Here is a 25,431-nt window from a genome sequence, read left to right as displayed (position 1 = left end):
CCCTTCTCCGCTACCGGCCACGACCTGTCATGACCGCTCTCCTGTACCGGCTGACGCCGCGCACGCTGCGCGGCCGGCTGTCCCTGGTGGCCCTCACCACGGCCACGCTGCTGATGGTCATCCTCACCGTCGCCTTCAACGCCGTGGCCCAGCAGCGCCTTCAACACCAGGCGGACGACCAGCTGCACAGCCGTGCCGCCGCCGTCGCGACGACCGTCGACACGAGCGGCACGGCGGTACGCGTTCTGGAGACACCCCACGACAACCTCCTCGACGCGAACGTATGGATCTACGCCGGCCGACGTCTGCTGGAAGCGCCGCCGGCCGCCGGCCCGGTGACACGCGTCGCTGACGGACTGGCCCGGCGCGGTGGGCGGCATTGTGTCACCGCCACCGCCCCTGGCCACCCCCTACGGCTGTGCTCCCAACCCGTGCCCGGCGTATCCGGAAACACCAGCGAAGCCACAGTGGTGACCGCGCTGGACCTCTCCCCCTACCGGAGTTCGGCCGACACCCTGCTCCTGGGATCGCTAGCCCTGGACGCCGTCATGCTCGCCTGTACCTACGCCCTGACGCGGCTGGCGGTGGGCCGCGCGCTGCGCCCTGTGCGCACGATGACCGACCAGGCCACCCAGTGGAGCGCCGTCGCCTCCGAAGAACGCTTCGGCGGCACGCGGCGCCCGGCCGAACTCGCCCGCCTCGGTACGTCACTGGACGCGCTGCTGGACCGCATCCGCACCGTCCTGCGCCACGAGCGGCAGCTCACCGGGGAACTGTCGCACGAGCTCCGTACGCCCCTGAGCCGGATCATCGCCGAACTCGACTGGTGGCACACCCGCCCCCGCACGGCCGACCAGACCCGGGCCACCCACAAGGTCATCGCGGAAGCCGCCGAGTCCATGCGCAGCATCTGTGACACCCTCCTGGACGACGCCCGCAATGGCGCACTCACCGCTCCGGGCACCGCCGAGGTCCTGCCCACGTTGCACCACCTCACCGAAGTCCTGTACCTGCCAAGCCACTTGACGGTCACCATCGGCGGCCCCGGCCTGTACGCCGGAGTCCCACCCGCCCTCCTCGAACGCATCGTCAGCCCGCTCCTCACCAACGCCTGCCGCTACGCCAAATCGAGCGTCACCGTCCGCGCGTACAGCGCAGCCGACGGCGTACGCGTCGATGTCCTCGACGATGGGCCCGGCGTACCGCCCCGGTTCGCCGGACAGCTCTTCGAGCCCGGACAACGTGCGGATCCCGGCGACGGACACAGCGGAGCCGGCCTGGGACTTCCCCTGGCACGACGCCTGGCCCGCTCCGCCGGCGGCGAGGTGACATACGACCCAGGGCACGCACCGGGCGCACGCTTCGTCGTCAGCCTCCCTGCCGGGTGACGGCGGCCGCCCGGTTCGAAAGCCATGCCCGGTCCGTGCGGCATCGCGGCATGAGGTCGTGCTGGATGTCCTTGCGCGAGACGGCCAGATAACCGACGAAACCGAGGATCGCCACCGTCCAGGACAACGTGACCGGCCCCAGACCCAGGTTCAGTCCACCTCGGCCGTGGCTGACGGCCATCCAGTCGGCCACGGAGGCGCCGAGCGGACGGGTGATGACGTACGCCGCCCAGAACGCGGCCACCGCGTTCAAGCTGCCCCAGCGGTGAGCGACGGCCGGAACGGCGATCGCCGCGGCGTACAGGGCCGCGGAGCCCAGGTAGCCGAGGCCGATCGTGGCAGTGAGATCGCCCGCGGCGGTGCCCAGCGCGAACGTGGCGAGCACGGCGGCCCAGTAGAAGCTCTCGCGGCGCCGGGTGTGGATGCTGTGGATGGACAGGGTGCGCTCGCTGCGGTACCAGAGGGCGAAGACGGCGGCCAGCGCGGCCATGAAGAACGGGGTCGAGAGCGTATAAGGCACACCGAGGCCGACGTGCAGGACGTCGGCGGCCATCGTGCCGAACACGCTGACCATGACGATCGCCGTCCAGTAGATCCAGGCCACGTACCGCCGGACGGCGAACTGCACCGCCAGAGCAGCCACCAGGGCGATACCCCCGAGACCGACAGCAGGAATCGGGCCGAGCACATGCGCCAGAAAATCGGAGGCCGTCTCGCCCATGCCGGTCGTCAGCACCTTGATGATCCAGAAGTAGACGGTCACCTCCGGCACCTTGCTCGCCGCGTGTCGTACGTGGCCCGGGGGCCGGTTGTGCGTGAGGTGATCTGTCGTCATGGCAGGCACGATGGCATGGTGCCCGGCCGTTGCCCCAGACCCCTTTGCCGGAGTTTTGGCGCTTCTGGTGCTTGAGTTGCCCAAGGCTCGTCCGAACCTGAACACAACCTGAACACGGTGGCCGATGCGCTGGTAAGCGGTGTGCGGCGGGTGGTACCGGTGGTCTCCAGCGGGCCGTTCACTCGGCTGAGCCGTTCGGCCGACTACGGCAGGCAACGGAACCGGGCTATTACGCCTCTTATGGCAAGGAACGCGTGCAACTGTCGCGCCGGGCCTTGGGGCCGTACCCGTACCCCGGGCTTCCGCCGCAACCACCGCAGGGGCGGGGGCGCCAACAGTGCCGGAGGACCGACTCCGGCATGCGCATCTCACTGAAGGCAGCAAGGATGAGCGATTACCGTAGCCGGCCTCCTTCGCGGGAGCCCTGGGGTCATTCCGAGCCCTCTCCAGGGCAGGAGGAGAGGGCGCCTGCGAGCGAGCAGCCCCGGATGACCCGAGCGGAGATGCGCCGGGCCGCCCAGACGGCGAACCGGCGCTCGTCGCGCGGGAAGTCGGCAGGGCGCGGCCCGGGCGTGCGTCCGGCCGCCCCCTCCCGGCGCGGGGCGCCCGGGAAGCGGCGGCTGATCGACTTTCCGCGGGCGGGCAGGCGCGGTGTGCGGCGCTGGCTGCCGTCCTGGAAGCAACTGTTGACCGTCTTCGTGCTGTCCTTCGGCGGCATGGCCGCCGCGATCGGCTTCGCCTACGCGTCGGTGTCGATCCCGAGCGTCAACCCGAGCGCCCAGCTGCAGAACAACGTGTACTACTGGTCGGACGGTTCGCAGATGGCCAGCGTGGGCCAGGTGAACCGGCAGAACGTGAGCCTGTCGCAGATTCCGTCCGATGTGCAGTGGGACTTCCTCGCGGCGGAGAACGCGTCCTTCTACACCGACCCGGGCGTCGACCCGCAGGGCATTCTCCGGGCGCTTTACCACATGGCTGACGGCGGCCAGGTGCAGTCCGGGTCGACCATCACGCAGCAGTTCGTGAAGAACGCCTACCTCAGCCAGGACCAGACCCTGTCACGCAAGTTCAAGGAGATCATGATCTCTTTGAAGATCGGCAACAGTCTCAGCAAGCAGCAGATCCTGCAGGGCTATCTGAACAGCAACTACTACGGCCGCGGCGCTTACGGCATCGAGGCCGCCTCCCAGGCGTACTACCACCTTCCCGTGGAGAAGCTGAACGTCAGCCAGGGAGCGTTCCTGGCCGCCACGGTGAACGAGCCGAGCGTGATGATGAACGCCGACGACCCGCAGGCCCGCTCCCAGGCCACCGCCCGCTGGAAGTACGTATTGGCGCGGATGGCCACTATCGGCAAGTTGAGCGCCACGCAGGAACAGACCTATCTGCGTAAGGGCTTCCCGGTGCCGAAACCGATGACCGCCTCCGGCTCGACGAGCGGCCAGCTCGGCTACCTGGTCCAAACCGCCCAGCAGTACGTCGAGCAGCACTCGTCCATCACCGAACAGCAGCTCAATCAGGGCGGCTACCAGATCTACACCACGTTCGACAAGAACCAGGTCGCCGAACTGAGCTCCTCCGTGGCCAAGATGCGCAAGCAGCACCTGGACCCCAAGAACCGGCCGGCGGACCGCAACGTACAGGTCGGGGCCTCCTCCGTCGACCCGGCCACCGGGGCGATCGTCGCCCTGTACGGCGGTGACGGCTGGAACAAGGGCCACTACACCGACAATGCCGACAGCTCGGGCGTGCCGGTCGGTTCCACCTTCAAGCCCTTCGACCTCGCCGCCGCCCTGGACCACGGCGCGGTCCTCTCCCCCGGGCAGCCGCCGTCGCCGATCACGCCGGAGAGCATGTTCGACGGCGACGACGGCATCGAGATCAAGAACCAGCAGGGGCAGTACCTGCCGGACGGCAGCGACCCCACCGGGCTGCTCCATCAGCAGAACGACGTCCCCACCAAGTGGGGTTACATCACCCTGCGCAAGGCCATGGAGCAGTCGGTCAACACGCCCTTCGTCCAGCTGGGCGAGTACGTCGGGTACGACAACGTGGAGAACGAGGCGCTGGCGGCCGGCCTGCTGCGCGGCAGCCTCCAGTACGACACCGCCGGCTTCTACATCGGCACCTCCACGCCGTCGGCCATCCGCATGGCCGACGCCTACGGCACCTTCGCCGACAGCGGAGTTCACCACGAGCCCTACTCGGTCACCAAGGTGCTCGACGGTGGCCGGCGGCTGCCGGGGTTCACCCCGCCCGCCGGCACGCAATCCATGCCCGCCTCGACCGCCGACACCATCACGAACGTGCTGCAGGACGTGGTCCAGCACGGCACCGGAACCAACGCCCTGGCCCTCGGACGCCCCGCCGCCGGCAAGACCGGCACAACGGACGACTACAAGTCCGCCTGGTTCATCGGCTACACCCCGCAGCTGTCCACGGCGGTCACGATGTTCAAGGAGGGCTCCGGCAACTCGGGCCTGAAGTCCATGTCGGGGGTCGGCGGCTACAGCAAGGTCTTCGGAGCGGACATGCCCACCCAAGTGTGGCTCGGCTACATGTCCGCCGCGCTCCAGGGCCAGCCAGTGAAGCCCTTCCCGCCTGCACCTTCCCTCGGCAAGGGTGCCGACGAGAACGGTGCGCCGTCCCCCACCCCCTCGACATCTCCTACCGAGAGTCCCTCAAGCGCTCCTTCACCCAGCACACCCGCACCGTCCCCATCCCTCACGCCGTGCAGCGACATCCCTGGCGGGTGCACCTCCCCCACCGCCGCCACACCTTCCCCCTCGGCGACCAGCCCCGGTCCGCCAGGCGGCCTCTTCGGCCCAGGAGGCGGCGAACAAGGCAGCGGTGGCGCCCCATCACCACACCCATGACCCTGGGGGATCGAACGCCTACACCTTCGACGACGACAGCAACCGCACCGCCCTCGCCACCTCCACCAGCGACATCGGCGCGGCCTGTACCAGCACCGGAGCCACCAGCACCGCCTCCTCCTACGACAGCGCGGCCCGGCTGGTCACCTCCGGTACGGTCTACGACGCGTTCGGCCGGACCACCACCCAGGCGTCCGGCGCGACCATCGGCTACTACGCCAACGACCTGGTCCGCCAGCAGACCTCCGCCGACGGCATGAGCCGCCAGACATGGGCGCTCGACGCGGCCGGCCGCCTGGCGGCCCGGACCACCGAGTCCAACAGCGGTGGCACCTGGACCGAAACCGGCTCCAAGGTCGACCACTACGGCAACGACAGCGACAGCCCCCTCTGGACGGCCGAGGACGGCAGCGGCACCATCACCCGCTACGTGCAGGGCATCGACGGCAAACTCACCGCCGTGAGCGGCGCCACGAGCGGCACCGCTGTGGAGATGACGAACATCCACGGTGACGTCACCGTCCAACTGCCCCTCGGCGGGACGGCTCCGACCGCATCGGCATACGACGAGTACGGCACCCCCGAGGACAGCACGGTCGTCGCCAGGAACAGCTGGCTGGGCGGTCAACAGCGTTCCTCGGACACTGCCACCGGCGCCGTCCTGATGGGGGTGCGCCTCTACGACTCGACCAGCGGCCGCTTCCTGCAGACGGACCCCGTCCCGGGCGGCAACGCCAACGCCTACGACTACTGCGCCGGCGATCCTGTCAACTGCGCGGACCTGAGCGGTGCCGTCCGCGTGGGCAGCCACTCCGACAGCTGGTGGTCACCCGTATGGTGGGTGACCCTCCACCTCAACAAGAGTGAGACGGCAACGGTCGCATGGTGGTCCGGCTCCATCTTCACCGTGCTCTGGTGGGCCCGGGAGTGGGTGAAGAACATCTACGTCAGGGCGGTGTGGATCGCCGTCGAGGCGTACTCGATGTACGTGTTCCTGGTGGCCGGATACGCGGTGTACAAGGGCAAGTGCATTGCCGTCGAGTTCTACGGTCGCAAGCATATGTTCAGCTATAGGATCAAGTGGGCCGGGCCACCCGTTGCCTGGGTGGAGAGGTGCAGACGATGAGACGCCGTGTCCTGAGCCGAACAGTGCTCGGGTTGGAAGCGGCCATGGGCGTCGCGGCGGGTGGTATGGGCATACTGCTCATCACCGGCAGCCAGTACAAGCCGGCCACCCTCTTCCTGGCGGCGTTCCTGAGTGTCGCGATCACCACCGGTAGGGACATCGTGCGCTATCGGAAGGCGAACGGGGCCTCCGCTCCGGACGCTTCCGAGCGATGACCCAAGTCCTCCTGTAAATGACGTGGGCTCCTGTTCGAGCAGGGGCCCACGTCCCCTTTTCAGTCCTCGAACGCGACAACGCGCGTGACGCGTGGCGGACCCTGGACCAGGCGGAGAACTCCGCCCGGGACGGCATCCAGGTTCCGCGGGACTCGGCTGGCGGGAACGGTCACCGCAGTTGAGTGGCATGGGCGCGCCGCGGGGGCGGCGGGCGAGGGGCGTTGCGTGCCGACGCGGAGCGACCGTGGGCACCGTCAGGCGGGTTCGATGCGGTAGTCGAAATGCGGCTGGTCGTGAGTCACCGTGGTCTTCCCGGCCGGTGTCATGTTCGCGTGAAAACTGAACGGGTAACTCGCGATCGGCGCACCCACCTTGGGTGGGAAGATCACCTGGTAGGTGATGTTGTAGTCGAGCAGTTGCGAGGTGGGCGTCTGGCGGATCGGAGTCATCGCTCCCTCGTCCTTCCAGTACGCGCCGAGAGCGTTTTGGCCGAAAGCCGTCGTGTTCGTGACAGCGGTGACGGCACTGTCGTTGGTGAGATTGCCTTCAGCGTCGACGCACTTCTTGGCGTTGATGGTGATCGTTGCGGTGGGCTGGCCAAGCCAGTGGACAACGTTGTAGCGGAATTGGTCAGTCGTGCATGTGTCTGCGGCGCTGGCTGGGGTGGCTGTTGCTGCAAGGGCGCCGGCGGTGGCCGCGACAGTCAGGGCAGTCGTTACCTTTCGGCGTATGGCGTGGACCATGTTCCTCACCTGTGCGTTGGAAGGGACAGCGACATCGAATCCACGATCGGGGCGGCCCGCCCGCATGACAGACATGACTGCGTATGGGCCTCTCAGGTGCATTGCCTCGGCGAGGCGTTCGTGGCCGCGTGGTACGACCCCGCGTCACCAACATCGCCGAGTGGTACAGCCCTCCGCCGCGCGTCAGCCTGGCATGGGAAAGGGCTGAGTGCGCGCTTTCGTTTGCCCATACCTGACCCCCGATCTGCCGATCAATGTGCATACATCCCTCGACGCTAGGCAGTTGTCAGCGACCTGTGGTGGTCCCGGCGTATGTGGCTCGAACCGATGATGTGAGGTATCAGTTACCGCCGCGGTGCAACCGGACGATGAGATTCAATGCGGTGCGTGCGGGGATCGAGGCGTCACCCAAGCGGTCTGGGAACACCGCAGGCACTGCCGGCCGAAGCGGGCCGCGCCTTTGGTGACCCGTCATGACGGCCTCGACTACGTACCCCCGCCGCGTACGAACGCGACTGGTCGCGACAACAGGAAGCCACCCCTAGTCCGCCTGAAAACAAGCGGCCAGCAGCACCCGCTCGCCTCCAGGTCTGGTGACATCGTGGCGTCGCATCTCCATCTCGCCGTAGTAGGAGTCGGCCGCATCCGGTTCGTTCTTGCCGTCCTCCAGTGACTTGCGCACCTGCTCCTCAGCCAGCGTGCTCCGCGCGCTCCACCATGCGGGAAGCGGCCCGTGCCAGCGGGCGCCGGTGAGGGTGGTGGCGAAGGTGCACCATCCGTCCACCCGCAGCTGGTCGAGGTGGACAGCTCCGGCGAACCGACACTCGGTGAGGTCGATGTCGTGCAACACCAGGTGCGCGGCATCCAGCTCGTCTACCGACGTCAGGCGCACCCGGGGTTCGCGTTCGGACAGCGGCACCGCAGACGACGAACTGCGCATCGCCGACAAACAGGTCCCCGACGGACGATTGTCCAGCTGGATCACGGCCGACCTGCGCGAAGGCGACACGCTCGAAGTCTCCGGCCCGGGCGGGCGGGTTCACCACCGAGCACAACCCGCTGGCCGCCCGGCATCTGACGGCACGTGAATCGTTGCGGAGGCTCGCTGGTGCCTCGGCGCTCCCGCCGCGATGGCCGCCGACCGCCTGTTTCGCCGTGTCATCCCGGGTGGCCGCCGGAGCCGACGGTCCTGCGCCACCGAACCTGTGAACGTCATGGTCGGGGCCGAAAAGCAGCTGCGCGAGACACCCGCCCTACCGCACGGGCACCACGGCGACCGGGCAGCTCGCGTGATGCAGCACGGCGTGTACCACCGTGCCCAGGCGCAGTCCGAGCCTGCCTGCGGGCGGATGCCGCGGCAGCACCAGCAGGCCGGCCCCGGCGGACGCCTCCACCAGCACGGCCGCGGGTGAACCGACGGCCAGCTCGGTGTCCACGTGCACCTGCGGATACTCCGCGACGGGCCGGGCCGCGTGGTTCAGCACCCGCGCGTGGACCTGCCGTTCCGCGTCCACGTCCTCCACCTGCGGCACCATCAGGCCCGCGTGCGTGAGAGGTGTCCACGCGTGGACCACACGCACGGGGGCCCGCAGCAGGTCCGCCTCGGCGAGGGCGAAGCGCACGGCCTCCTCGTCCCGCTCATCGCGTACGCCGACCACGATGCCGTCGGCCGCCTTCCTCTCGGTGTTCCCGCGGGCGACGACGACCGGGCAGGCGGCGTGGGCGGCAACCTTCAGGCTCACCGACCCCAGCAGCAGCCCGGCGAATCCGCCTCGCCCACGCGTGCCGACCACCAGCATGTCGGCGTCCTCTGCCGCGGTCAGAAGGGCCTCGGCCGGATGGTCCCGGGCGAGGACGGTCTCGATACGCAGACCCGGATGGGCGGACGCGAGCCGGGCCCGGGCATCGTCCAGCACACCGGCGGCCGCGTCCAGCACCTGTTGATCGGCGCCCTGGGAGACGAGTTCGAGTTCGGCTTCGGTGATGCCATGAACGGCGTGGACGACCCTCAGCATGCCGCCGCGCAACTCGGCTTCACCGGCCGCCCAGTCCGCGGCGAGCCAGCTGTTCGCAGTGTCGTCGAGGCCGACGAGCACCCTGCCGCTTCCACCGTCATGGTTCACCGTGCCTCCAAATGACCTCGCGTGGTCGTCCGTCGGTCAGTCAGGACGCACGGGATTGCCCTGTCGATCCCGAAGGACGGCTCGTGCGTCCACCGGCGGTTGGCGCCCAGCGGCGGCGCGCGGTAGCCCAGGCCGACATGGTCCGCCTCCCTCAGGACGTTCGCTTTCGGACCGATGGCCCTGTCGACAGCGTCCCTTGGCCCTGTCGACAGCGTCCCTCGGGTACCCGACGAGTCCCCTTGTACGCCGTCGTCTGATCGCCGCCCAAAGTACGAACGACCCGGCTCCTCGGCTCTCACAGGGACCTGAGGCGATCGTCGATCCACCCTTGGGTCACCTCGGCCGCCTGGTTCAAGGCGTCCGGCTCGTCGAACTGATGTGACGCGGCCCGCACTTCGCGCAGGGAGGATGGGGCCGCCAGCCGCCGGGCCGCGTCCTGGGCCGTCCTCAGCTCCTGCGGGGACTGGCTGCCAGTGATGAACAGAACTGGTACGCGTACCCGCTCCAGGGCGTCGCCGGCCAGTTCCGGCTGCCCCGCCCAGGAGACGACCGTCAGCACCCGGTCGGGCAGCTCAGCCGCCGTCCTGAGCGCCACGGCCGCTTCGGCGCCCGCAGCGAACAGGATCACCGGCAGTGCCCGCGTGTCGGGCTGTATCTTCAGCCAGTCCACCGCGGCGGTGAGGCGGCGACCCAGCATTTCCATGTCGACCGGCTGGTCCTGCGCCGCATCGACACGCGGGCCCTCCATCTCGCTGAACAGGTCCAGCGACAGCGTGCCTATTCCGGCCTGATGCAGTTCGGCGCAGACGGCGTGGATACGTGGATGGCTGCGGGGCGTGTGCAGGCCATGCGCGAACAGCACCACCGCCCGTGCCGACTGGGGGACGACGAAGTCGCCGGGCAGCGTGCGGCGATCGGCGGGCACCGACACGACATCGGAGATCACGGACATCACCTGCTTCTTCGGCTGGTCGGACTCCGGGGCTGATTGCTTCCCCGGTCTCGTGCCCGTGTACCCAGCGCGGCAGGGGGAACCTGTGCCATCGCCGCTTGGCAATCACTGTCCATCACCGACCATCAAGGAGGCGACGGCGGTCGAGCCGCCGCTCCCCGTTCCTCCCGAACCGCCGCCCGGTCCCCCCGGCCCGCCCGGACCCGGCCGTCCCGATCCGGCTCCGGGGCGGCCCCCGCCACGGCCGGTTCCCGAACCCCCGCCGGGCCCATCGCCCAAACCCTTTCCGTTCCCCCAGCCGCCGGAACCCGGCCCCGCTCCCGAACCGTCACCCGCGGCCCGGACGCCGACCGTGCCGCCGACGCGGGGCGGTAGTCCCAGGTCGCGACGTCGGTCGGCTCTGCTGCCACCGTTCCCGCACGACCGTTCCTAGAGGACAGTCAGGTCCGCCACGTCCTGGTAACGGAGCACGACGCCCACCCCGTCGGCCAGAGGCGTGTCGTCATCGGGAGGCAGCACGACCAGGTCGGCTCCCGTGCGCAGGGCGGCGTGCAGCAGTGCCGTGTCGGCCGGCTCCTCGCGGATGTCGCTCGCTCCGAACGCCTCCAGCTCCGCTGCCGCCAGGCCGATCTGGCTCGGCTGCGTGGCGGTCCAGAGCCTCTCGGGGAGTGCGGTGGGCGGGCTGAGGAGCACGGCTTGGGCCTGGCCGCGCTGCAGGGCGGTGACGACGGCTCCGGCACCCTCCGACCTGGCACGATGCCGGGCGCGCTGAGTGTGGAAGACGTCCAGGTGACGCTGGTCCGCTTTGCTCAGACGCCCGTGCAGCACGTCGGCCACGTGCTGTTCGATCAGAGCCCGGCCGTCGTCAGCCCCGATCTCTGTGCCCTGGTCGTCCTCGACGACCGTGAGGCTGTTCTGGAGGTGGATGGGCAGGCGGTTGACGAGGACGCCCGACAGCCATGTGTCACCGGTGTCCCGGCGCAGCACGAGGGTTTCGGCGTGATGCCGGTCGGCCACATCCGCTAGTTCACCGGCGAGGCGGCGGGCGGCGTGCTGCCAGTCCTCCAGCGGCACCAGGTGAGTGGTGCGCGGTCCCGGGGTGGCCCTGCTCATCGGCCACCGGCCGGCTTCGTAGGCGATCAGGACCTGGTCTGCCGGGCTTTGCCCGTTCTCGTCGCCGGTGTCCGGGAGCGGGTGGACGCGGGTGAGGGCGACAGCCAGGTATGCGATGTCCGGGGCGTGCTGGAGGGCGAGGGGCATGGCGTCGGGCAGGCCGCCGAACCGGGCGGTGTCCCGTACGGGCGGTTCGGGCAGTTCTTCGGCCAGGGCGATGTGCCCGCGGGTGGCGAAGAGGGCCTGTCCGTGCGGGCCGGGAAGATCGCGGTCGGCTCCGACCACGGCCTCCAGCGCGGAGACGGTGGCAGGGTCGGCCCCCTGGGCGCGCAGGGCGTCTCGTTGGTGCCGCCAGCGCAGACTGATCGCCTTGTCGGGGTCGTCGTCGATGTCCCTTGAGGTGTCGAGGTAGGCGCTGGCCCAGGGACCGGGCTCCTTGGTCAGCGGATGCAGGAACGACAACTTCATCGTCACACCACCTGGTGTTTGCCGGCGACGACAGCACAACGGCCGGCGACGCGGCCCGGCAGCGGCAGCACCTCGCGCAGTGCCCCACCGCGATGCGCACCGGTAGCCCTGGCCGCCCGGTTGAACCGACCCAGCGTCGACAAGCGAAGGCACCCACGTACGCCATCGGGCTTCCCTCCCGCCTGCCGCCGCTTCACGCGCGCTCGCGAGTACCCGCCCCACACGGCACGAACCGCCGTACGGACGGGACCAAAAGCTCACTCACGCACCAGGGCGCGGAGCAAGGAGGTGGTGGCCGCGGCATGGCGTGGTCGCGCAACAGCGGCCCCGCCGCACGATGACGCACCGGCTCTCCGGGGCACCGGGGGGAGGACACATGGTTCCCCGGCAAAGTGCAGACGTCACCCAACGGCCCCCGGCGCAGAAGCGGCCTCGAAGCGGCCCTGTTTCCACGGCTGCGCAACACCGCTCCCCTCGTGTGCTGGTTCGGCTCGAAGACCTGGCCCGCCAGGTCGAGGCCGAGACCGCCGCCCTGAGAGACGCTGTGGCGCGCTCGACCCGCCCGGACATGATCGACTGGATGCAGGCCGCGTTGGCCCCAAAGGACACGCAAGCGACGGCCTATCGGCAGGCCGAGCGGCTCGACCGGTTCCTCACCGGCGACGCGGCATCAACGGACACATGAGGGTTCGGCACCCATCACACGCCCCCTCGCTCCCGCGCTGCGGGCCGGCCGGTTCGGAAGCTCACCGCTCCCCCGCCGCTGCTTGCCCCGCGTGCAGGTGCTCCGGGCCACCTCCTCCAGCGCCCTTCCTGGAACAGATGAGTTGCGCCCGGTACGACGTCCAACACATGCGGCGCCCGCAGCCGTTGCGCCGCCTCCCCGTTGAGCCACAGCAGCACCTCCCGGTCGTTGCCGCCGATCAGCAGCATGGAAGTCCCTGGACGTCGGCTGTGTTCGGTACATCGGCGGCAGGAACCGAATCAGTCGCGGGCGAGGGCAGCGATCGTTCCTCCGGCGAGTACGGTGCGGCGGCGGCGCCCATATCGGGCGCCCCAGCCTGCGCGCGATCGACGCCGGAGCAAAGCCGCCCGGCGGAGAATGGGGCGTAGAAGGCCGTACGTACTCCCTGTCTTTCCGCCATGAGCGGGACGAGGCGTCACCCGAGGACAGCACATCGGCCTCATGACAACGGGTACTCGCCGGTCACCGGCGTACGAGGGGCGGCGAGTGACCATGGCGAGCGACGTCATCGAACGCGGCGACATCTACTTCGCATACCGGCCCCGAGTGGAACAGGAGCGAGTGCACGGCATAGGAGAGGTCCAGCGCCTGTTCGTGATCCTCCAGCCTTCCCGCGACAAGCGAAGTCGCCGTCTCGTCATCGGGCGCAAGCACCTGCCGCAGCCGGAGGAGCACGAACGGTTCTGGGGGTTCGTCGATGAGGTGGCGGACCGGCCGGAGACCGTCGCAGAGGACCTGGGGCGACGTAGGTACGACACGCAGACGCGCGGCGAGCGGACGCAGCCCGAGGCCAGGCCGGCGGGCGAAGGCCGTTATGCGCTCGTCCGGCACGGGGACCACACGCACCTCACCTACGAGCTCGAACTGCCCGAACAGCCCGGCGATGTCCAGGAGGCACTGGCCATCGAGCCCGAGGCGAGCTACATCATCGCCGTGAAGAATCCTGAGGCCGGCGCACCGGCCGGAGCCGGTCTGCCCCCGGCGCAGCGGGCCGATCTGCCGAAACGGGAGCGGGAGCGCTTCGAAGGGCGGCGGTTCACCGACGCCGATCCGGGCCTGCTCGACCAGGAGGGCATCGAGTTCGTGCTGATCGGCGCCGCCCACGACGTCGAGGAGGAACTGGACGTCCAACTCGACGCGGAGGCCGAGGACGCCGAGTCCGCGGAGATCTTCCGCCGCCTGCGCATGCCGCGTGAGAAGCACCCGACGGAACCGCTGACGAAAGGCGAGTGGCGTTGAGCCACCCTCCGCTTCGGCAGGGCATGCCTTCGCCTCTGCGTGCCACGAAGCCATCGCCGCCCGGCCAGCCGCGCTCAACGGTCCGGCTGCTCCAGGACCGGCATTCCCGCAGAACTTCCGTCCGATTCCTCGGGCACAGGCAGTGGCTGCCGCCAACGCGTGGATGTGTCGGCGTTCGGTGCACTCCGGCCGAGCTTCCGTGCCGTGGCCCTGCCCTCCCGATCGCCCCGCGCGGAGACAGCGAGAAGACGGAAGGGGGCGGACGGCCACAATTCGACGCACACCACGGGTCTGCCCGGCCGCACTGCGACGAAGTCCTTCCCGGCCTGATGGCCGCGTGTACCGAGGCACACGCGCCCGGGAATGCAGACGCCCCGCTCCTGGATGCCACGCAGGGCCCGCCACCAGTCCGGTTCGACGATCACCCGGCGCACCGCCGCCAGCGGCACGCGTACGTCACCGTGGCGCACGGCCGCCTTCTCCCACCATGCCAGCCGTACGACCAGGTCATCATCCTTGACGAGCATGCGCGCCATCGCTGTGCGCCTCCCCCAACAGGACTGGGGACTACGAGCAGGTCGAACAGATCGAGTGGCCTCACCGGGAAGTACGCAAACACCATGCCGCGTAGCTTCGCCGAGGCAGGGCAGGACTTCCGTCGGCCGGGAGGAACGCCTCGATCATCGCCTCCCGGACACTCGCTCTGATGGACACGGGAGGAACCGGGTCCGTCCGCATGCTGACGGCCGCAGGCAGGCCACGGGCGCCGCCCGGCGCTGGAGTGGACACTGTCCCGCCTGGTCGTCGAGCCGGTCACCGAGCCGATCGCCGCCACGCCGCTGCAACGCCACCGGCGGCCAAGCCCCCGATCACAAGACGCCCCGAGGGAGGATTGACGGTAGGATGAGTGGCATGAGTGAGCCTACCGGCAAGTACTCGATCACTATGCCACGCGACATCGCGGAAGCCGCCAAGGCCCGCAGCGGTCCCTCCGGCCTGTCCGCCTACGTGGCTGCCGCCGTGGCCCGGCAGATCGAACGCGACAACCTCAACGAACTCATCCAGGTCGCCGAGGCGGAGCACGGTCCCGTCGCCGACGATGAGATCCAGGCGCTGCGCGACCAGCTCCACCAGGCCCGCCGCGAGCAGACCGACCAGACGCAGGGCGGGACGAACGCCGCGTGACTCGGTCCCCCGCCATTCCCGGCGGCACCCTGGTCCTGGACAGCGAAGGGCTGGCCAAGGCCGTGCTGCACGACCGCACGGTCACCGGCTGGCTAGCCCTCGCCCGCGCCGACGATCTCCGGGTGATCACCTCCGCGGCCACCCTCGTAGAGGTGGTCCACCCCCGGATCAACCGCCCGGCGCTGGAGTGGACCCTGTCCCGCCTGGTCGTCGAGCCGGTCACCGAGCCGATCGCCCGCCACGCCGCCGCCCTCCTGGCCGACGCCGGCCTGCACGGCCACAAGTACGCCATCGACGCCATGCTCGGCGCCACCGCCCTCGCCGCCACCGGCCCCGTCACGATCCTCACCTCCGATCCCGAGGACCTCACCGCGTTGTGCAGCAGACGAGCCACCGTGATCAAGATCTGACCCAGCCCTCGTCGCTAGGGCAGTACCTTCGGCCCGCCGCTACTCATCCAGATCGGGTGGCCCGGGTCGGCGCCCGCGCACAGCCAGGTGGACAGCGCCGAGTGCCGCAGGTCGTACGGGCGCTTCGCGAGCGGGGTGCTGGTGAGAGCAGGCGGCAGCGCGAGGTCGCGGGTCTCGTGCCAGACCCGGTGGTAGATGGTGTGGGCGAGGACTCCGCCGCGTTCGCTGAAGAACAGCCGGCCGTCGTCGGCCGTGCCGAAGGCGGCGACGTGCTCGCGCCACAGGGCCACCAGATGCGGATCACCAAGTACGCGAGCGACCTGCGCGGACTCGGCCTCGTCCGACACGGCCGTCACCGCCGGGACGGAGCGCCGCGGAGCCGTACGCTCCCCGGCAGCAACCTCCCGGCGACGATCGCGAACATTCAACTCATCGCTCAGCATGTACCGAGCCGCCATACCGCTCACGCGTTTACAACTTGCCCGTCCTCAAATCCGCACTGCTCTTGAGGACCGCAGACTCCATGCTCCAGTTCTCCGGCTGGACCCTCTCCCAGAGACTCCCCTTGCCGAGTTCCCTTCCGACCTGGTCTTCTCGCCGGAACCACTCCTCAGCACTTCTGATCCTGTTGGGGTGAATTTCGTCGAGCAGAGCGTAATCCCTGGTGATGATTCCGTGCTTCCACATATTCCAGAAGCCCGTGAAATTGTCGCGGAAGCTCATGGTGCTTTTGTCGTTGGGGTCGGCGTTGTATCCGGCAGGGTGATCAGCGATCCCCTTCAGGTCCGGACTGTTCCAGTAGGTTTCCAGATCAGTGTCGATGTACTGCGCCGGATGCCCGGTGACCTTCTCGAATGCCGCAGCCATATCAGCATAGGTCATGTGCTCGATGGCGACTTCGAGGTCCATGCCATTGGCCCGCTCTGGATGGTCGAAGAGCCAGCGAACGTAGAATCCGCAATCTTCGAGAGCCACGTGCGGAACGGCTCCCTCGCCGAGCGGGACTCGCCAGGTGACGACGCCGTCCTCGATGGCGGGTTGCATGGGCGTGAGCGGTGAGATCACCATCTCGATGTAGGGACCTGATGTGAAGACCGCCGCCCCCATCCGGTCCCTGTTCTTTTCGTTTTGGAACAGGACCCATTCGGCCATGCGGCCTTTGCCGTCATAGTGGCCGGTGCGGAACCTGGAGTCGTAGCCTGACTTCTTGAGGGCGTAGTCGAGGTTTCCGTAGACGAAGAACTTGATTCCTTCTTCGATCGCTATCTCGTAGGTGCGGATGGCCCAGTAGGTCTCGGTTTTCTCGCCTGTGTTGAACCCGTCGATGTTGATGAATGCCCCGTCGCAGCCGCGAAATCCTTCGCGCAGTACCTCCTCGTCGGCGAATGACCCTTCGAGGATGGAGACGTTGCCGAGCGCGAGGAGGGCCTGGGCTCGGGGGGAGGTGGAATCGCGGGTGAGGACTCGGACGGAGTACTTCTTGTCGGCGACAAGAGAGCGGACGATGGGCATCCCCTGAGCCCCTGTGCCGCCGATGATGAAGATGGTGGAGGTGGCGTGAGAAGACATGGCTTTTGCTCCAGAGGTTGAGTACGCACGCGATCAGTACGCGATGGACGCGGCGTTTTCGAGACTGATCTCTACATCAGTTTGGCGATCAATCACCCGCCTAGGAAACCGATCGGTTTCAGACAGAGTACACCGATCGGTTTCCAAAGGGCAAGCGCCCGCCCGGGTATCCGGGTCTTCGGAGTTGAGCGGTGCTGAGGTGTCCGCAGGCACGGCGGGCGATTACGCAGCGTGTGCACAGTCGTTGGTTGTCGGCGTTGCGGAAGCCGAAGGCGGAGGTGGCCGACTTCGCGGCTGGCGCCGACAACAGCCACGGCGAGGACCATCGCGACGCACCGGATGTTCTTTCTCCAGGTGAGCGGGGTGGCCGCGAACCAGGCCAGCACGCCGACGGCGGTACGGCCCTTGACCTGGCCCAGCAAACCTCCGGTTCCGAGCGCGTCGACAAAGCGATGTGCCACCGGTCGCGCACCAGCTGCCACGTGCCGGTGTCGGGGTCCTGTTCCCAGCGCGGACGGCCCCGGCTGGTCTCGTCGATGCCCAGCACCTCAACCTCAGGCAGTGGCGCCTCGACGACCTCACGAGCCTGGGCACTGAGATCCCGCCGACGCTGCGAAGTTCCCGCACCACACGGCCCACAAATCACGGGCGGACGCGTCGACCCCGACGGCGGCCGAACGCCGGCCCGCTGATCGCGGATCGACCTGCGGTCAGCGAGTGACGGCAGCCGGGGATCGGTTCCTGCTTGAGCTTGCGCCCAGAAATCGATCGGTTTACTGTGATGGAAACCGATCGGTTTCTCGTTGGCGGGTGTCGACACACCCAAGTTCGACCCTCGTGACGTCGCCTCCCTCGCCCTCGACGGCGTCGAGACGGGAGCGTACGAGGTGCTCGCCGACGACGTCTCGCGACAGGTCAAGGCGGGCCTGCCCTGGGACCTGGCCGGACTGTACGCCCAGTTGTCGAAGTAGGTCGCGGACCAGAGCGAGGGCCGCCGGCCGCGCGCCACAGGCGTCAGCACCCTCCCTGCCGGGCCGCACAAGGTCACCTATTCGCAGTTCACACCCAAGGAGCCGGCGAGATGCCCAACCAAGAGTCACGTCCCACGATTCACATTCCGGGGACCACCAGCCACACCATCGCCCCGCGCGGAGGACGCCACAGCCGCGAGGGAACGCTGCGCTACCTCAAGGCGGGCACCGGTGCTCCCCTGGTCCTGCTGCACACCGTGCGAACGCAGGCCGAGCACTTCCGCTTCCTCATCCCCCTGGTCTCGGACCAGTACACCGTGTACGCCCTCGATCTACCGGGGATGGGCTACTCCGAGATCGTGCCCGGTGCCTCGTACGACGAGCCGGCGATGCGCGCGGGCGTGGAGCGGCTCCTGACCGAACTCGACCTCCATGACGTGACGTTGGTCGGGGAGTCGTTGGGTGCGGTGCTCGCCCTGACCGCCGCGGCCGATCTGCCGGAGCGGGTACGGCGCGTCGTTGCGGTGAATGCGTACGACTACCGCGACGGAATCGCCCGGTCCAGTGTCCTCGCTAGTGTGGTGATAGGCGGGATCATCACTCCGGGGGTGGGCCGGGTGATCGCCCAGCAGGAGCCCAAGCCCGTTCTTCGCAGGATTCTGCAGGGCGGCGTGGGTGACAAGACCGCTTTCCGGGAGGACTACCTGGACGAGCTCCTCCAGGTAGGCAGGCGTCCCGGCTACCCCACCGTTGCCCGCGCCTTGTACCGGAGCATGCCCAGCCTTATCGCGGCCCGCTCGCGCTACCCCGAGGTCAAGGCCCCCGTCCACCTCGTCTACGGGGAGAACGACTGGTCCCGGCCGTCGGACCGGGAAGCCAACAGGAAGCTGCTGCCTGCCGCCGATTTCACGCAGCTGCCGGGAACGGACCACTTCATCTCACTCGAGAGGCCGGAGGTAGTGGCCGACCTGCTGAACGCGGTGGCGTGACCCGCCGCAGGGCAGCATCAAATACCAGCTTCCGCAGCTCAGCGGGCACATTGGGCGCATCTCGCCAAGTGTCTGAGATCGCGAGAAGCGCCTCCCACGCGAGCTCGGCAGCGACGCCGGGCTGACCAGTGTCGATTTCGGCGAACAGCCGCTTGCAGAGGACGTTGGTGACGTCATACAGGGCGCCCGAGGCACGGGCCACATCGGCCACACTCGAGTCCGCAGCATGAGGCGGTTCACCGGGAAGCCGAATGGCAACCGAACCCGCGGAGTAACTCCGCCCATGAACGAAGTCACGCAGAGCGCAGAGTTGATCTCGGGTCGGCAGGGACGGCTGGACAATGCGCTCGGTCACCAGCCGACTCTATCGGTGCCGCCCCCGCCTGCCGCCCCGACGCTGGTTCCAACTCCCGTGGCCAGGTTCCAACTCCCGTGGCCAGGTTCCAACTACCGTGTCCCGGCTCAGCGGCCAACCGTGGCGTTCAACCACAGTCCGTGACAACACGCCTGCCTATGTGACAACTACCGTGCTTGAGCTCAAAATCCGCGGAGTGCTCCTGCCGAGGAAGTCCCGCCCAGTTCAGCAGCCCTTCGATGCGCTGGTTATTGATGGACTGCCGGTCGTACAGGCACTTCGCGTACCGGCTCAGCAGGACCTCGACGCTGTTCCCTGCCCGCTGGGCGACCTCGGCCGGGCTTCAGGCTGGTCGGCGAATGGCCTGCACGGCTGTGTCGTAGAGGTCGAACAGGTCGACCCGCCCGCCGAGGCGCGCCCACTCCTGGTTCGCTGCCTGTAGGCAGGTGATCGCCGCGGCTGCGATCGCGCGCGCCTGGAGGGCGCGGTGGTCGGAGTCGGGCAGTCGCGGCTCGATCAGTGGTGTGAGCAGGTCTTGCCAGCGAGCCTGCTTCTCGGCGTGGCCGGCGCGCAGCGACTCGTTGTCGAACAGGAGGGTGACCAGCTCGAGGCGGTGCTCGGGGGTGGTCTCGATCTCCTCGATCACCTGGAACGCCGCGCGCAGCGACGCCCAGCAGTCCTCGTCGGCCGGGCGCTGCGCGAAGCGCTCCGCGATCAGTTCGCCCTGTTCGGACAGGCCGCCGAGCGCGAGGTCTTCCTTGCTGGGGAAGTAGTTGAACAGGGTCCGCCGGGAGACACCCGCTGCGGCGGCGACCTCCCCCAGTGTCGTGTTGTCGTACCCCTGGGCGGCGAACAGCTCGACGGCGGTCCGGGCGAGCAGGGATCGGACCACGGAGCGGGTCTGCTCACGAATGGATGTCTGTTTCCGGGCCATGCATCGATGGTACAAGCATTCACTCGATATGGAAATTTGCACTGAGTGCAAGGGCGTGCGTAAGGTGTATGGCGTGACAGGGATCGACTATCGCCACCAGACCGTCATCGTCACCGGAGCCAGCTCCGGCCTCGGCGCGGAGTTCGCACACCAGCTGGCCCGCCGCGGCGCGAACCTGGTGCTCGTCGCCCGCCGGGCGGACCGGCTTCAGAGCCTGGCCGCCGCCTCGCCCTCGCCGGCAAGTTCCTGCCACGGCGCCTGGTCGTCCGCGCGATGGGCTGGATGGCACGACGCGCCATGCACGCGTAGCTCCACTCATCGCCAGACCGCCACGGGCGTGGGGACCATCGGTGCAGCCGCGGCCCTCAGCACTTGATCCGGGGGCGCCGATGGCGGGCGCGGACCCGGATGACACGGAGTTCCTCCGAGAGAAGAGAACGGCATGACCGATCGCCTCCCCGCAGCGGACCTGCGGAACATCGGCGCCGCCCTGAGCGCCGAACGCACCGAGATGCTCGACTTCACCAGCAGCCTCAGCGATGTGGAATGGGCGGCACCCAGCGCCGCGGCGGGATGGCGCATCGCCGACGTCGTCGCCCACATCGGCGCGACAGCAAGGAACTGCTACACACCCCCCGGTCTGGACACGCTCCGCGCCACCAGCCTCGAACAACTCAACGAAGGCCCCGTCGACCGACGACGCGGCTGGAGCCGGGCACAGGTCATGGCCGAGTACATCCGCGCCACCCGCCGAGCCACCACGCTCCTCGACCTCATCCGACGCACCCCCGCCACTCGGCTACGCATACCGCTCGTCGAACTCGGACGCTATCCCCTGGGCCTGCTGATCGGCGGCGCCCTCGTCTTCGACCACCACACGCACCTGCGCCATGACATGGCCCCAGCACTCGGCCGGCCCACGCCGGCCACCGACGCCGACCGGATGCGAGCGGTCTTGACGTGGATGCTCGCCGTACTCAGCAATCAGGTCGGACAGGCGCCGGTCGCCGGGCTCGACGCCCGTGTCGCTTTGACGCTCACCGGCCCCGGCGGCGGAACATGGTGGATCGACGAGGCAGGCGTGCTGGCCCCGTCCAACGGCCCAGTCGCCGCGCACGTCACCGCCCCCGCGCTGACCTTCCCCGACTGGGGCACCCAGCGGTCATCATGGCGCGACCACGACGTGACCGTCACCGGCGACACCGAACTCGCCGCCCATCTCCTCGACGCCGTCAACGTCATCTGACCGCCTCGTCCGGGAATGAGCAGGACCGCCTGTGGCAGGTGAGCGGGCTGGGCACGCTGTGGTGGCTGCACGCCGTCGTCCCCCGAAATGCCGTCAACGGGCCGGGAGTTCGGTACGTCGTCTGGGGTCAGGGGTGTGCCCTGGGCCAACGCCGTTTCGTCCTGCGCCGCCACACCTGAAGCAGGCAGGGCGCGAGCCGGCCTCCGCGCGAGGCGAGCGGGTTGCTGCGTCCACGTTCAGGAACAGCATGGTCAGCAGGTCTTGAGGCAGGCGGTGACACCGCGGATGGCCTTGTCCTCGCAGGGTCTGTCACGAAGACCCCTTGTGATCGCTCGCTGGTCCTCATCTCACCGCCCGGTTCGCCACTGCTTGCTCCGGGGGCTCTGTCGACCGTCGCTCCACGGCTCTGCCCGAACATGCGTTCACGACTTGGTGTCCGGCTCGTTCCGGCGCGTCGAGAACTCCTTGTGGCCGTTGGGGCATGCGGGGATCTTGTCGCCCTGCTTCACATGGACTTTCTCGTCACACTTGGCGCAGTAGAAGTCGCCTGTCTTCTGGGCCTTCTCGCCGGCTTTCGCGGTCACGGTTCCTCGCCTCCCGAGGTCTCGTCGTCCGCCGCCCACGCTCCGGCGGTCGTCTCGGTTGTGGTGCCGTCCCTGTTGCCGAGTCCGGGGCGCCCGGATCGGTCACAGGAGCAGCGCATGTGTGTCAGGTGATGCCGCCGCCGCTGCCCGCGAAGAGGATCCGGGCGAGTTCGTCGTCCAGCGACCGGCGGACCTTGTCGGTCAGACGCCCCTTGGGTGGCCTCGCCGACGAGCTCCATGACGGTGCGGGCCTCGTGGGTGGCCTTGGCCTTGTCCGCGCCCGCCCGCTGGGCGACGCGGTGAGGAACGTGTCGTCGTGTCGTCGTATCGTCGTGCAGGCGTCGCTGCCCGGACTACCACGTATTCCACGATTCATGTCTGTTTCGCCCGCTATGTGCTGTGCCCGGGAGATCGGCGGTCCGCTGCGGTGGGCGTGGGTCACATGCCGGTGGGCCACGTCTCTTCTTCCTCGCCCGCGCCGGGGCGGTCGGGGTGCAGCGGGATGAGTGCCGTCGTGTGGTCGAGGTGGCAGAAGACGTCGTAACGGTCGGCCAGGCGGGTGGGGACGTAGTTGCTGTGGTCTCCGGCAGCGGTGATCGAGGGGAAAAACCCGCCGGGCGGCTGAGCGATTTGCTGGCCGAGGTCGCCAAGCCCGCGGGCGGGACGCCTGAGCAGGCGCTCTTCCTGGCGCAGACCGTGGTCTCGCGTGTCACGGCCGATGACATCAGCTTGATGGCTGACCTGCGCAGCTGCCTGCCCGACGAATTCGGCACGCTGTTCACCGAACCCGACCCGCTTCCCGAGCGGTCGAGCCGCGCCACGGACGCCCCGAGGCCGCTCAGCGACGCGGAGGTCCCCGCCGCACTACGGCAGCGCCCCGGCTGGACCGGCGACACCCACGAGCTGTCCCGTACGGTGGCGCTTCCCGTCGACCGCGTTCAACTGCTGCTGACCCAGGTGGAGCGGGCCGCCGACGAACTCGGCCACCGGCCCCTGACCCAGCAGACGGGCGACGGGGTGCGTTTCACCGTCCAGACCCGCTCGGTGCAAGCCGTGACCCCGCTCGACCTCGACCTCGCCGACCGGATCGACGATGCTGTCATGGCGGTCGGAGGCGGATCCGCCACCTGATGGCCGGTCCCGGGCTGATGGCGGGTCCCCGGTCCCGGCCCGCTCAGCCATCGGGCACCGGGCACCGGGCATCCCGCATCGGGCTGCGCGGCGGCGGCCCCCAGCGTTGTCCAGCATTCCGAGAGCGCCGAGGAACTCAGCCCTTTTGGCCGGCCAGCTCGCGCACCTTCTGGTAGCCGTCCGCCTCGTGTCGGATCCTCACCAGTGAGTCGATGAGCCGTACGAATTGCCGGTCGTCATCCACGAGGGAACGCAGGGAGTCCGCATCCTTGCCCAAGGCGAGCCGGTCGGCTGCGTCGAGCGCCTTCTTGTCCGCGAACGGGCTCAGCTCCTGCCACAGCAGCTGGGCCTCCCGGAAGAAGGCATCCACCACGTCGTCATCCACGCTGGCGAAGTGCCGGAGCAGTTCCCGTTCCCGCTGCGGGTCGTTTTCCGCGTCCTGGCGCAGTTCGCCGAGGTCGCCTCCATGATCTTCTTGCAGGTGCAGTGCCGCATCGGTCATAGCCGTGGAGATGCGCTTTCGGTCGCCTTCGGGGTACCCGGCGTCGGCCAGCATCTCCGCGATCTTCGTGGTCCCGGCCGCCCGTACCTTTCCCGCGGTCGACCAGTTGCGACCGCGCAGGGTCATGAACGTGCGTACGGCTGTTTCGGGGGCCACTCTCGCGTCCATCAGCAGCGCCAGCTGCAGCAACTGGAACATCGCGTGCGGCTGGTTCTTGAGGTGGATCTCTGCCTCTTCAGCGAGGCTGTGTCGGCCGTACCGGTCCAGCAGGGCCGCCACCAGTTCCTTCTTCTGCGGCTGAGCCATGGTTACATCCTCACCGAGGCCCCGTGCGTCGCGCGCTGCCGGTTCACCGCGAGCCGGCACATGGCAGTCCCGGCAATCCCGGCCGGTGGCGACCGTCCTCTCCGGCGCGGGTACCCGAACGCATCGAATGCACTCAGCCGGCGTAGATACACCGTCACGCTGGTGGGCTTCGCCGTCTACCCCGGCGCCGGGCTTCCCCGGTTGGATGCTCGTGCAGAACCACCACATCGGCATCCGCCCCACCCCACCCCACCCAGGGAACGCGACGAACCGACGGCCGCGAGCCCGGCGGCGCTCGTCCGTCGGGTGAGGTTCAGCCTTTGCCGTGTTCCGACGTGGCTGCGTGGCCGATCCGCAGGAGCTGGGACAGCAGGTCGGCACGGTGCAGCAGCGGTTCGACCACGTCGTTCAGGACGTATGCGCGCTGCCCGGCGGGCTGCATGCTCCCGATGGCGGCCTCCCTGTGCCTGCGCGAGCGCGCCCGGAAGCCGTCCCGCTCGTGATGACGTCTGGCCATCCGACGCGCCTCCTCGCAGTTCGGACAAGCGCGGCTCTCGCCGATCGAGGCGCGCTGTGTGACGCCGGGTGCACGCGCGAGGGGTGGTTGCCGTGCTTTTCCGGGACGTCTGGTTCCGCAGGGAAGACCGCTGATCCTTCCCGACGGTTGTGCTGTCACGCCGGGCAGGGCTCGGTTCACGGGAGAATGCCTGCGGTGGCTGCGGTCACGGGTCTGTGCTCGGTGGCTCCACGTCGGACGGACGGCGCATGGGTTGCGCATGTTTCCGTGCGATGGCCTGGCGCCGGGGCGGGACCCGTACGACGCTGGGTGCCGGGGACGTTTCAGCAGATGAGGAGCCGACCGTGCGCGCACGTGACCTGGCGGTGGAATACGAGTCGGTGAGCGTCGACAGCGACGCCCTGGACGCGGCCCGGCTGATGGCCGAGCACAAACTGCCCGGGCTGCTCGTGCTCGACGAACTCGGGGAGCCGAAGGCCATCCTTCCGGCCTCTCAGATGATCAAGGTGCTGGTGCCGACGTATGTGATCGAGGACCCCACGCTCGCCGCGGTGGTCGACGAGCGGCACGCCGACCGGCTGTGCGAGGCCCTGGCCGGCCGCCGTGTCGGTGACTGCCTCTCGCGTACGGCGGCCCCGCCGCCGATCGCCGATCCGGACGACACCGCGCTGGAGGTCGCCGCGTTGATGGCACAGGTGCGCAGCCCGCTGGTGGCGGTGGCCGAGAAGGACAAGGCCGGCATGCGTCTGCTCGGCGTCATCACCGCCTCCCACCTGCTGCATGAACTGCTGAGCAAGACCGGCAGCTTGAGCGCGCCCGGCGCCTGATCCGACGCGCGGACCCGCCATGGCGCCGCTCGCGGTCATCGGTCGAGCACCGGACCCGCCGTGTCCAGCGCGGCACCGAGGT

At 68.8% G+C, this 25,431-nt stretch carries 24 protein-coding genes and 4 pseudogenes; 14 read left to right on the top strand and 14 right to left on the bottom strand.

What is annotated here, in order from left to right; genetic code table 11:
- Positions 1 to 29 precede the first annotated feature (29 nt).
- Positions 30 to 1,388: a HAMP domain-containing sensor histidine kinase gene (locus tag CLM62_RS03000; RefSeq protein WP_179381908.1), complete on the top strand. Its 1,359-nt coding sequence runs from the start codon at positions 30 to 32 to the stop codon at positions 1,386 to 1,388.
- Here the strand turns inward: CLM62_RS03000 and CLM62_RS02995 are convergent.
- The gene (locus tag CLM62_RS02995; protein WP_257003635.1) at positions 1,369 to 2,223 is read right to left on the bottom strand and encodes a hypothetical protein; all 855 of its coding nucleotides are present in this window, start codon (positions 2,221 to 2,223) and stop codon (positions 1,369 to 1,371) included. The genes CLM62_RS03000 and CLM62_RS02995 overlap by 20 nt on opposite strands.
- A 488-nt stretch (positions 2,224 to 2,711) precedes the next feature.
- Here CLM62_RS02995 and CLM62_RS02990 point away from each other — a divergent pair, with 488 nt between their 5' ends.
- The 3 genes from CLM62_RS02990 to CLM62_RS49195 are packed head-to-tail and all read left to right on the top strand — an operon-like array spanning position 2,712 to position 6,440.
- Positions 2,712 to 5,099 carry a transglycosylase domain-containing protein gene (locus tag CLM62_RS02990; protein ID WP_179381907.1) on the top strand — a complete coding sequence of 796 codons (2,388 nt, stop codon included), beginning with the start codon at positions 2,712 to 2,714 and terminating at the stop codon, positions 5,097 to 5,099.
- A complete protein-coding gene (locus CLM62_RS02985; protein ID WP_179381904.1) occupies positions 5,074 to 6,225 on the top strand; it encodes an RHS repeat-associated core domain-containing protein in 1,152 nt (383 codons plus the stop codon). Before CLM62_RS02990 ends, CLM62_RS02985 begins: the two co-directional genes overlap by 26 nt.
- Positions 6,222 to 6,440: a hypothetical protein gene (locus CLM62_RS49195; RefSeq protein ID WP_143658909.1), complete on the top strand. Its 219-nt coding sequence runs from the start codon at positions 6,222 to 6,224 to the stop codon at positions 6,438 to 6,440. Before CLM62_RS02985 ends, CLM62_RS49195 begins: the two co-directional genes overlap by 4 nt.
- A 254-nt stretch (positions 6,441 to 6,694) precedes the next feature.
- Here the strand turns inward: CLM62_RS49195 and CLM62_RS02980 are convergent, their stop codons facing one another.
- The 5 genes from CLM62_RS02980 to CLM62_RS02960 all read right to left on the bottom strand — a co-directional run bounded on the left by CLM62_RS02980 (position 6,695) and on the right by CLM62_RS02960 (position 11,839).
- A complete protein-coding gene (locus CLM62_RS02980) occupies positions 6,695 to 7,183 on the bottom strand; it encodes a hypothetical protein (RefSeq protein WP_095748304.1) in 489 nt (162 codons plus the stop codon).
- Positions 7,184 to 7,724: 541 nt separating this feature from the next.
- The gene (locus CLM62_RS02975) at positions 7,725 to 8,168 is read right to left on the bottom strand and encodes a hypothetical protein (RefSeq protein ID WP_218835546.1); all 444 of its coding nucleotides are present in this window, start codon (positions 8,166 to 8,168) and stop codon (positions 7,725 to 7,727) included.
- Positions 8,169 to 8,436: 268 nt separating this feature from the next.
- On the bottom strand, positions 8,437 to 9,306 hold the full coding sequence (locus CLM62_RS02970; protein WP_257003634.1) for a universal stress protein: 870 nt from the start codon (positions 9,304 to 9,306) through the stop codon (positions 8,437 to 8,439).
- Between the two features lie 295 nt (positions 9,307 to 9,601).
- Positions 9,602 to 10,258 (bottom strand): dienelactone hydrolase family protein, encoded by a 657-nt coding sequence (locus CLM62_RS02965; RefSeq protein WP_257003633.1) that lies wholly within the window; start codon positions 10,256 to 10,258, stop codon positions 9,602 to 9,604.
- A 429-nt stretch (positions 10,259 to 10,687) separates the two neighbouring features.
- Complete coding sequence (locus CLM62_RS02960; protein WP_095748301.1) at positions 10,688 to 11,839, bottom strand: hypothetical protein; 1,152 nt, start codon at positions 11,837 to 11,839, stop codon at positions 10,688 to 10,690.
- Between the two features lie 478 nt (positions 11,840 to 12,317).
- On the opposite strand from CLM62_RS02960, the gene CLM62_RS02955 reads away from it, so the two are divergent.
- Together CLM62_RS02955 and CLM62_RS02945 are read left to right on the top strand one after the other, a co-directional pair.
- Positions 12,318 to 12,524: a hypothetical protein gene (locus CLM62_RS02955; protein ID WP_095748300.1), complete on the top strand. Its 207-nt coding sequence runs from the start codon at positions 12,318 to 12,320 to the stop codon at positions 12,522 to 12,524.
- Between the two features lie 501 nt (positions 12,525 to 13,025).
- Positions 13,026 to 13,823: a hypothetical protein gene (locus tag CLM62_RS02945; protein WP_218835545.1), complete on the top strand. Its 798-nt coding sequence runs from the start codon at positions 13,026 to 13,028 to the stop codon at positions 13,821 to 13,823.
- Between the two features lie 74 nt (positions 13,824 to 13,897).
- Here the strand turns inward: CLM62_RS02945 and CLM62_RS02940 are convergent, their stop codons facing one another.
- Positions 13,898 to 14,359, bottom strand: a complete 462-nt coding sequence (locus CLM62_RS02940; RefSeq protein WP_095748299.1) for a hypothetical protein — start codon at positions 14,357 to 14,359, stop codon at positions 13,898 to 13,900.
- A 376-nt stretch (positions 14,360 to 14,735) separates the two neighbouring features.
- Between CLM62_RS02940 and CLM62_RS02935 the strand changes: the two genes are divergently transcribed.
- A complete protein-coding gene (locus CLM62_RS02935; RefSeq protein WP_095748298.1) occupies positions 14,736 to 15,008 on the top strand; it encodes a CopG family transcriptional regulator in 273 nt (90 codons plus the stop codon).
- Complete coding sequence (locus CLM62_RS02930) at positions 15,005 to 15,418, top strand: PIN domain-containing protein (protein WP_095748297.1); 414 nt, start codon at positions 15,005 to 15,007, stop codon at positions 15,416 to 15,418. The genes CLM62_RS02935 and CLM62_RS02930 overlap by 4 nt, the downstream gene beginning before the upstream one ends.
- A gap of 62 nt (positions 15,419 to 15,480) precedes the next feature.
- Here CLM62_RS02930 and CLM62_RS02925 read toward each other — a convergent pair.
- Both CLM62_RS02925 and CLM62_RS02920 read right to left on the bottom strand, forming a co-directional pair.
- Positions 15,481 to 15,717, bottom strand: a pseudogene (locus CLM62_RS02925) (site-specific integrase); the annotation flags it as partial.
- 172 nt (positions 15,718 to 15,889) lie between these two features.
- Complete coding sequence (locus CLM62_RS02920) at positions 15,890 to 16,987, bottom strand: NmrA family NAD(P)-binding protein (RefSeq protein WP_095748296.1); 1,098 nt, start codon at positions 16,985 to 16,987, stop codon at positions 15,890 to 15,892.
- An 806-nt stretch (positions 16,988 to 17,793) separates the two neighbouring features.
- Between CLM62_RS02920 and CLM62_RS02915 the strand changes: the two are divergent.
- Positions 17,794 to 17,958: pseudogene (locus tag CLM62_RS02915) on the top strand (short-chain dehydrogenase); the annotation flags it as partial.
- A 110-nt stretch (positions 17,959 to 18,068) separates the two neighbouring features.
- Positions 18,069 to 18,947: an alpha/beta fold hydrolase gene (locus CLM62_RS02910; RefSeq protein WP_095748295.1), complete on the top strand. Its 879-nt coding sequence runs from the start codon at positions 18,069 to 18,071 to the stop codon at positions 18,945 to 18,947.
- 482 nt (positions 18,948 to 19,429) lie between these two features.
- On the opposite strand, the pseudogene CLM62_RS52885 reads toward CLM62_RS02910, so the two are convergent.
- Together CLM62_RS52885 and CLM62_RS02905 are read right to left on the bottom strand one after the other, a co-directional pair.
- Positions 19,430 to 19,642: pseudogene (locus CLM62_RS52885) on the bottom strand (hypothetical protein); the annotation flags it as partial.
- 3 nt (positions 19,643 to 19,645) lie between these two features.
- A complete protein-coding gene (locus CLM62_RS02905; protein WP_095748294.1) occupies positions 19,646 to 20,236 on the bottom strand; it encodes a TetR family transcriptional regulator in 591 nt (196 codons plus the stop codon).
- Between the two features lie 28 nt (positions 20,237 to 20,264).
- Here CLM62_RS02905 and CLM62_RS50955 point away from each other — a divergent pair.
- Both CLM62_RS50955 and CLM62_RS02895 read left to right on the top strand, forming a co-directional pair.
- A pseudogene (locus CLM62_RS50955) lies at positions 20,265 to 20,459 on the top strand (SDR family NAD(P)-dependent oxidoreductase); the annotation flags it as partial.
- A gap of 219 nt (positions 20,460 to 20,678) precedes the next feature.
- Positions 20,679 to 21,482, top strand: a complete 804-nt coding sequence (locus CLM62_RS02895; RefSeq protein ID WP_095748292.1) for a maleylpyruvate isomerase N-terminal domain-containing protein — start codon at positions 20,679 to 20,681, stop codon at positions 21,480 to 21,482.
- 422 nt (positions 21,483 to 21,904) lie between these two features.
- Here CLM62_RS02895 and CLM62_RS02890 read toward each other — a convergent pair whose 3' ends face one another.
- Positions 21,905 to 22,066 (bottom strand): alpha helical protein, encoded by a 162-nt coding sequence (locus CLM62_RS02890; RefSeq protein WP_095748291.1) that lies wholly within the window; start codon positions 22,064 to 22,066, stop codon positions 21,905 to 21,907.
- Positions 22,067 to 22,582: 516 nt separating this feature from the next.
- Between CLM62_RS02890 and CLM62_RS02885 the strand changes: the two genes are divergently transcribed.
- A complete protein-coding gene (locus CLM62_RS02885) occupies positions 22,583 to 23,197 on the top strand; it encodes a 4a-hydroxytetrahydrobiopterin dehydratase (protein ID WP_143658905.1) in 615 nt (204 codons plus the stop codon).
- A gap of 136 nt (positions 23,198 to 23,333) precedes the next feature.
- Here CLM62_RS02885 and CLM62_RS02880 read toward each other — a convergent pair whose 3' ends face one another.
- Both CLM62_RS02880 and CLM62_RS02875 read right to left on the bottom strand, forming a co-directional pair.
- Positions 23,334 to 24,005 carry a hypothetical protein gene (locus CLM62_RS02880; protein WP_095748289.1) on the bottom strand — a complete coding sequence of 224 codons (672 nt, stop codon included), beginning with the start codon at positions 24,003 to 24,005 and terminating at the stop codon, positions 23,334 to 23,336.
- Between the two features lie 313 nt (positions 24,006 to 24,318).
- Positions 24,319 to 24,522 carry a hypothetical protein gene (locus CLM62_RS02875; protein WP_095748288.1) on the bottom strand — a complete coding sequence of 68 codons (204 nt, stop codon included), beginning with the start codon at positions 24,520 to 24,522 and terminating at the stop codon, positions 24,319 to 24,321.
- A 344-nt stretch (positions 24,523 to 24,866) separates the two neighbouring features.
- On the opposite strand from CLM62_RS02875, the gene CLM62_RS02870 reads away from it, so the two are divergent.
- Complete coding sequence (locus CLM62_RS02870) at positions 24,867 to 25,349, top strand: CBS domain-containing protein (protein ID WP_095748287.1); 483 nt, start codon at positions 24,867 to 24,869, stop codon at positions 25,347 to 25,349.
- The last annotated feature ends 82 nt before the right edge of the window (positions 25,350 to 25,431 follow it).

The sequence above is a fragment of the Streptomyces sp. SA15 genome, assembly GCF_002291145.1.
In the GTDB taxonomy this organism is placed as follows: Bacteria; Actinomycetota; Actinomycetes; order Streptomycetales; family Streptomycetaceae; genus Streptomyces.
This window is presented reverse-complemented; position numbering and strand designations above follow the sequence as displayed.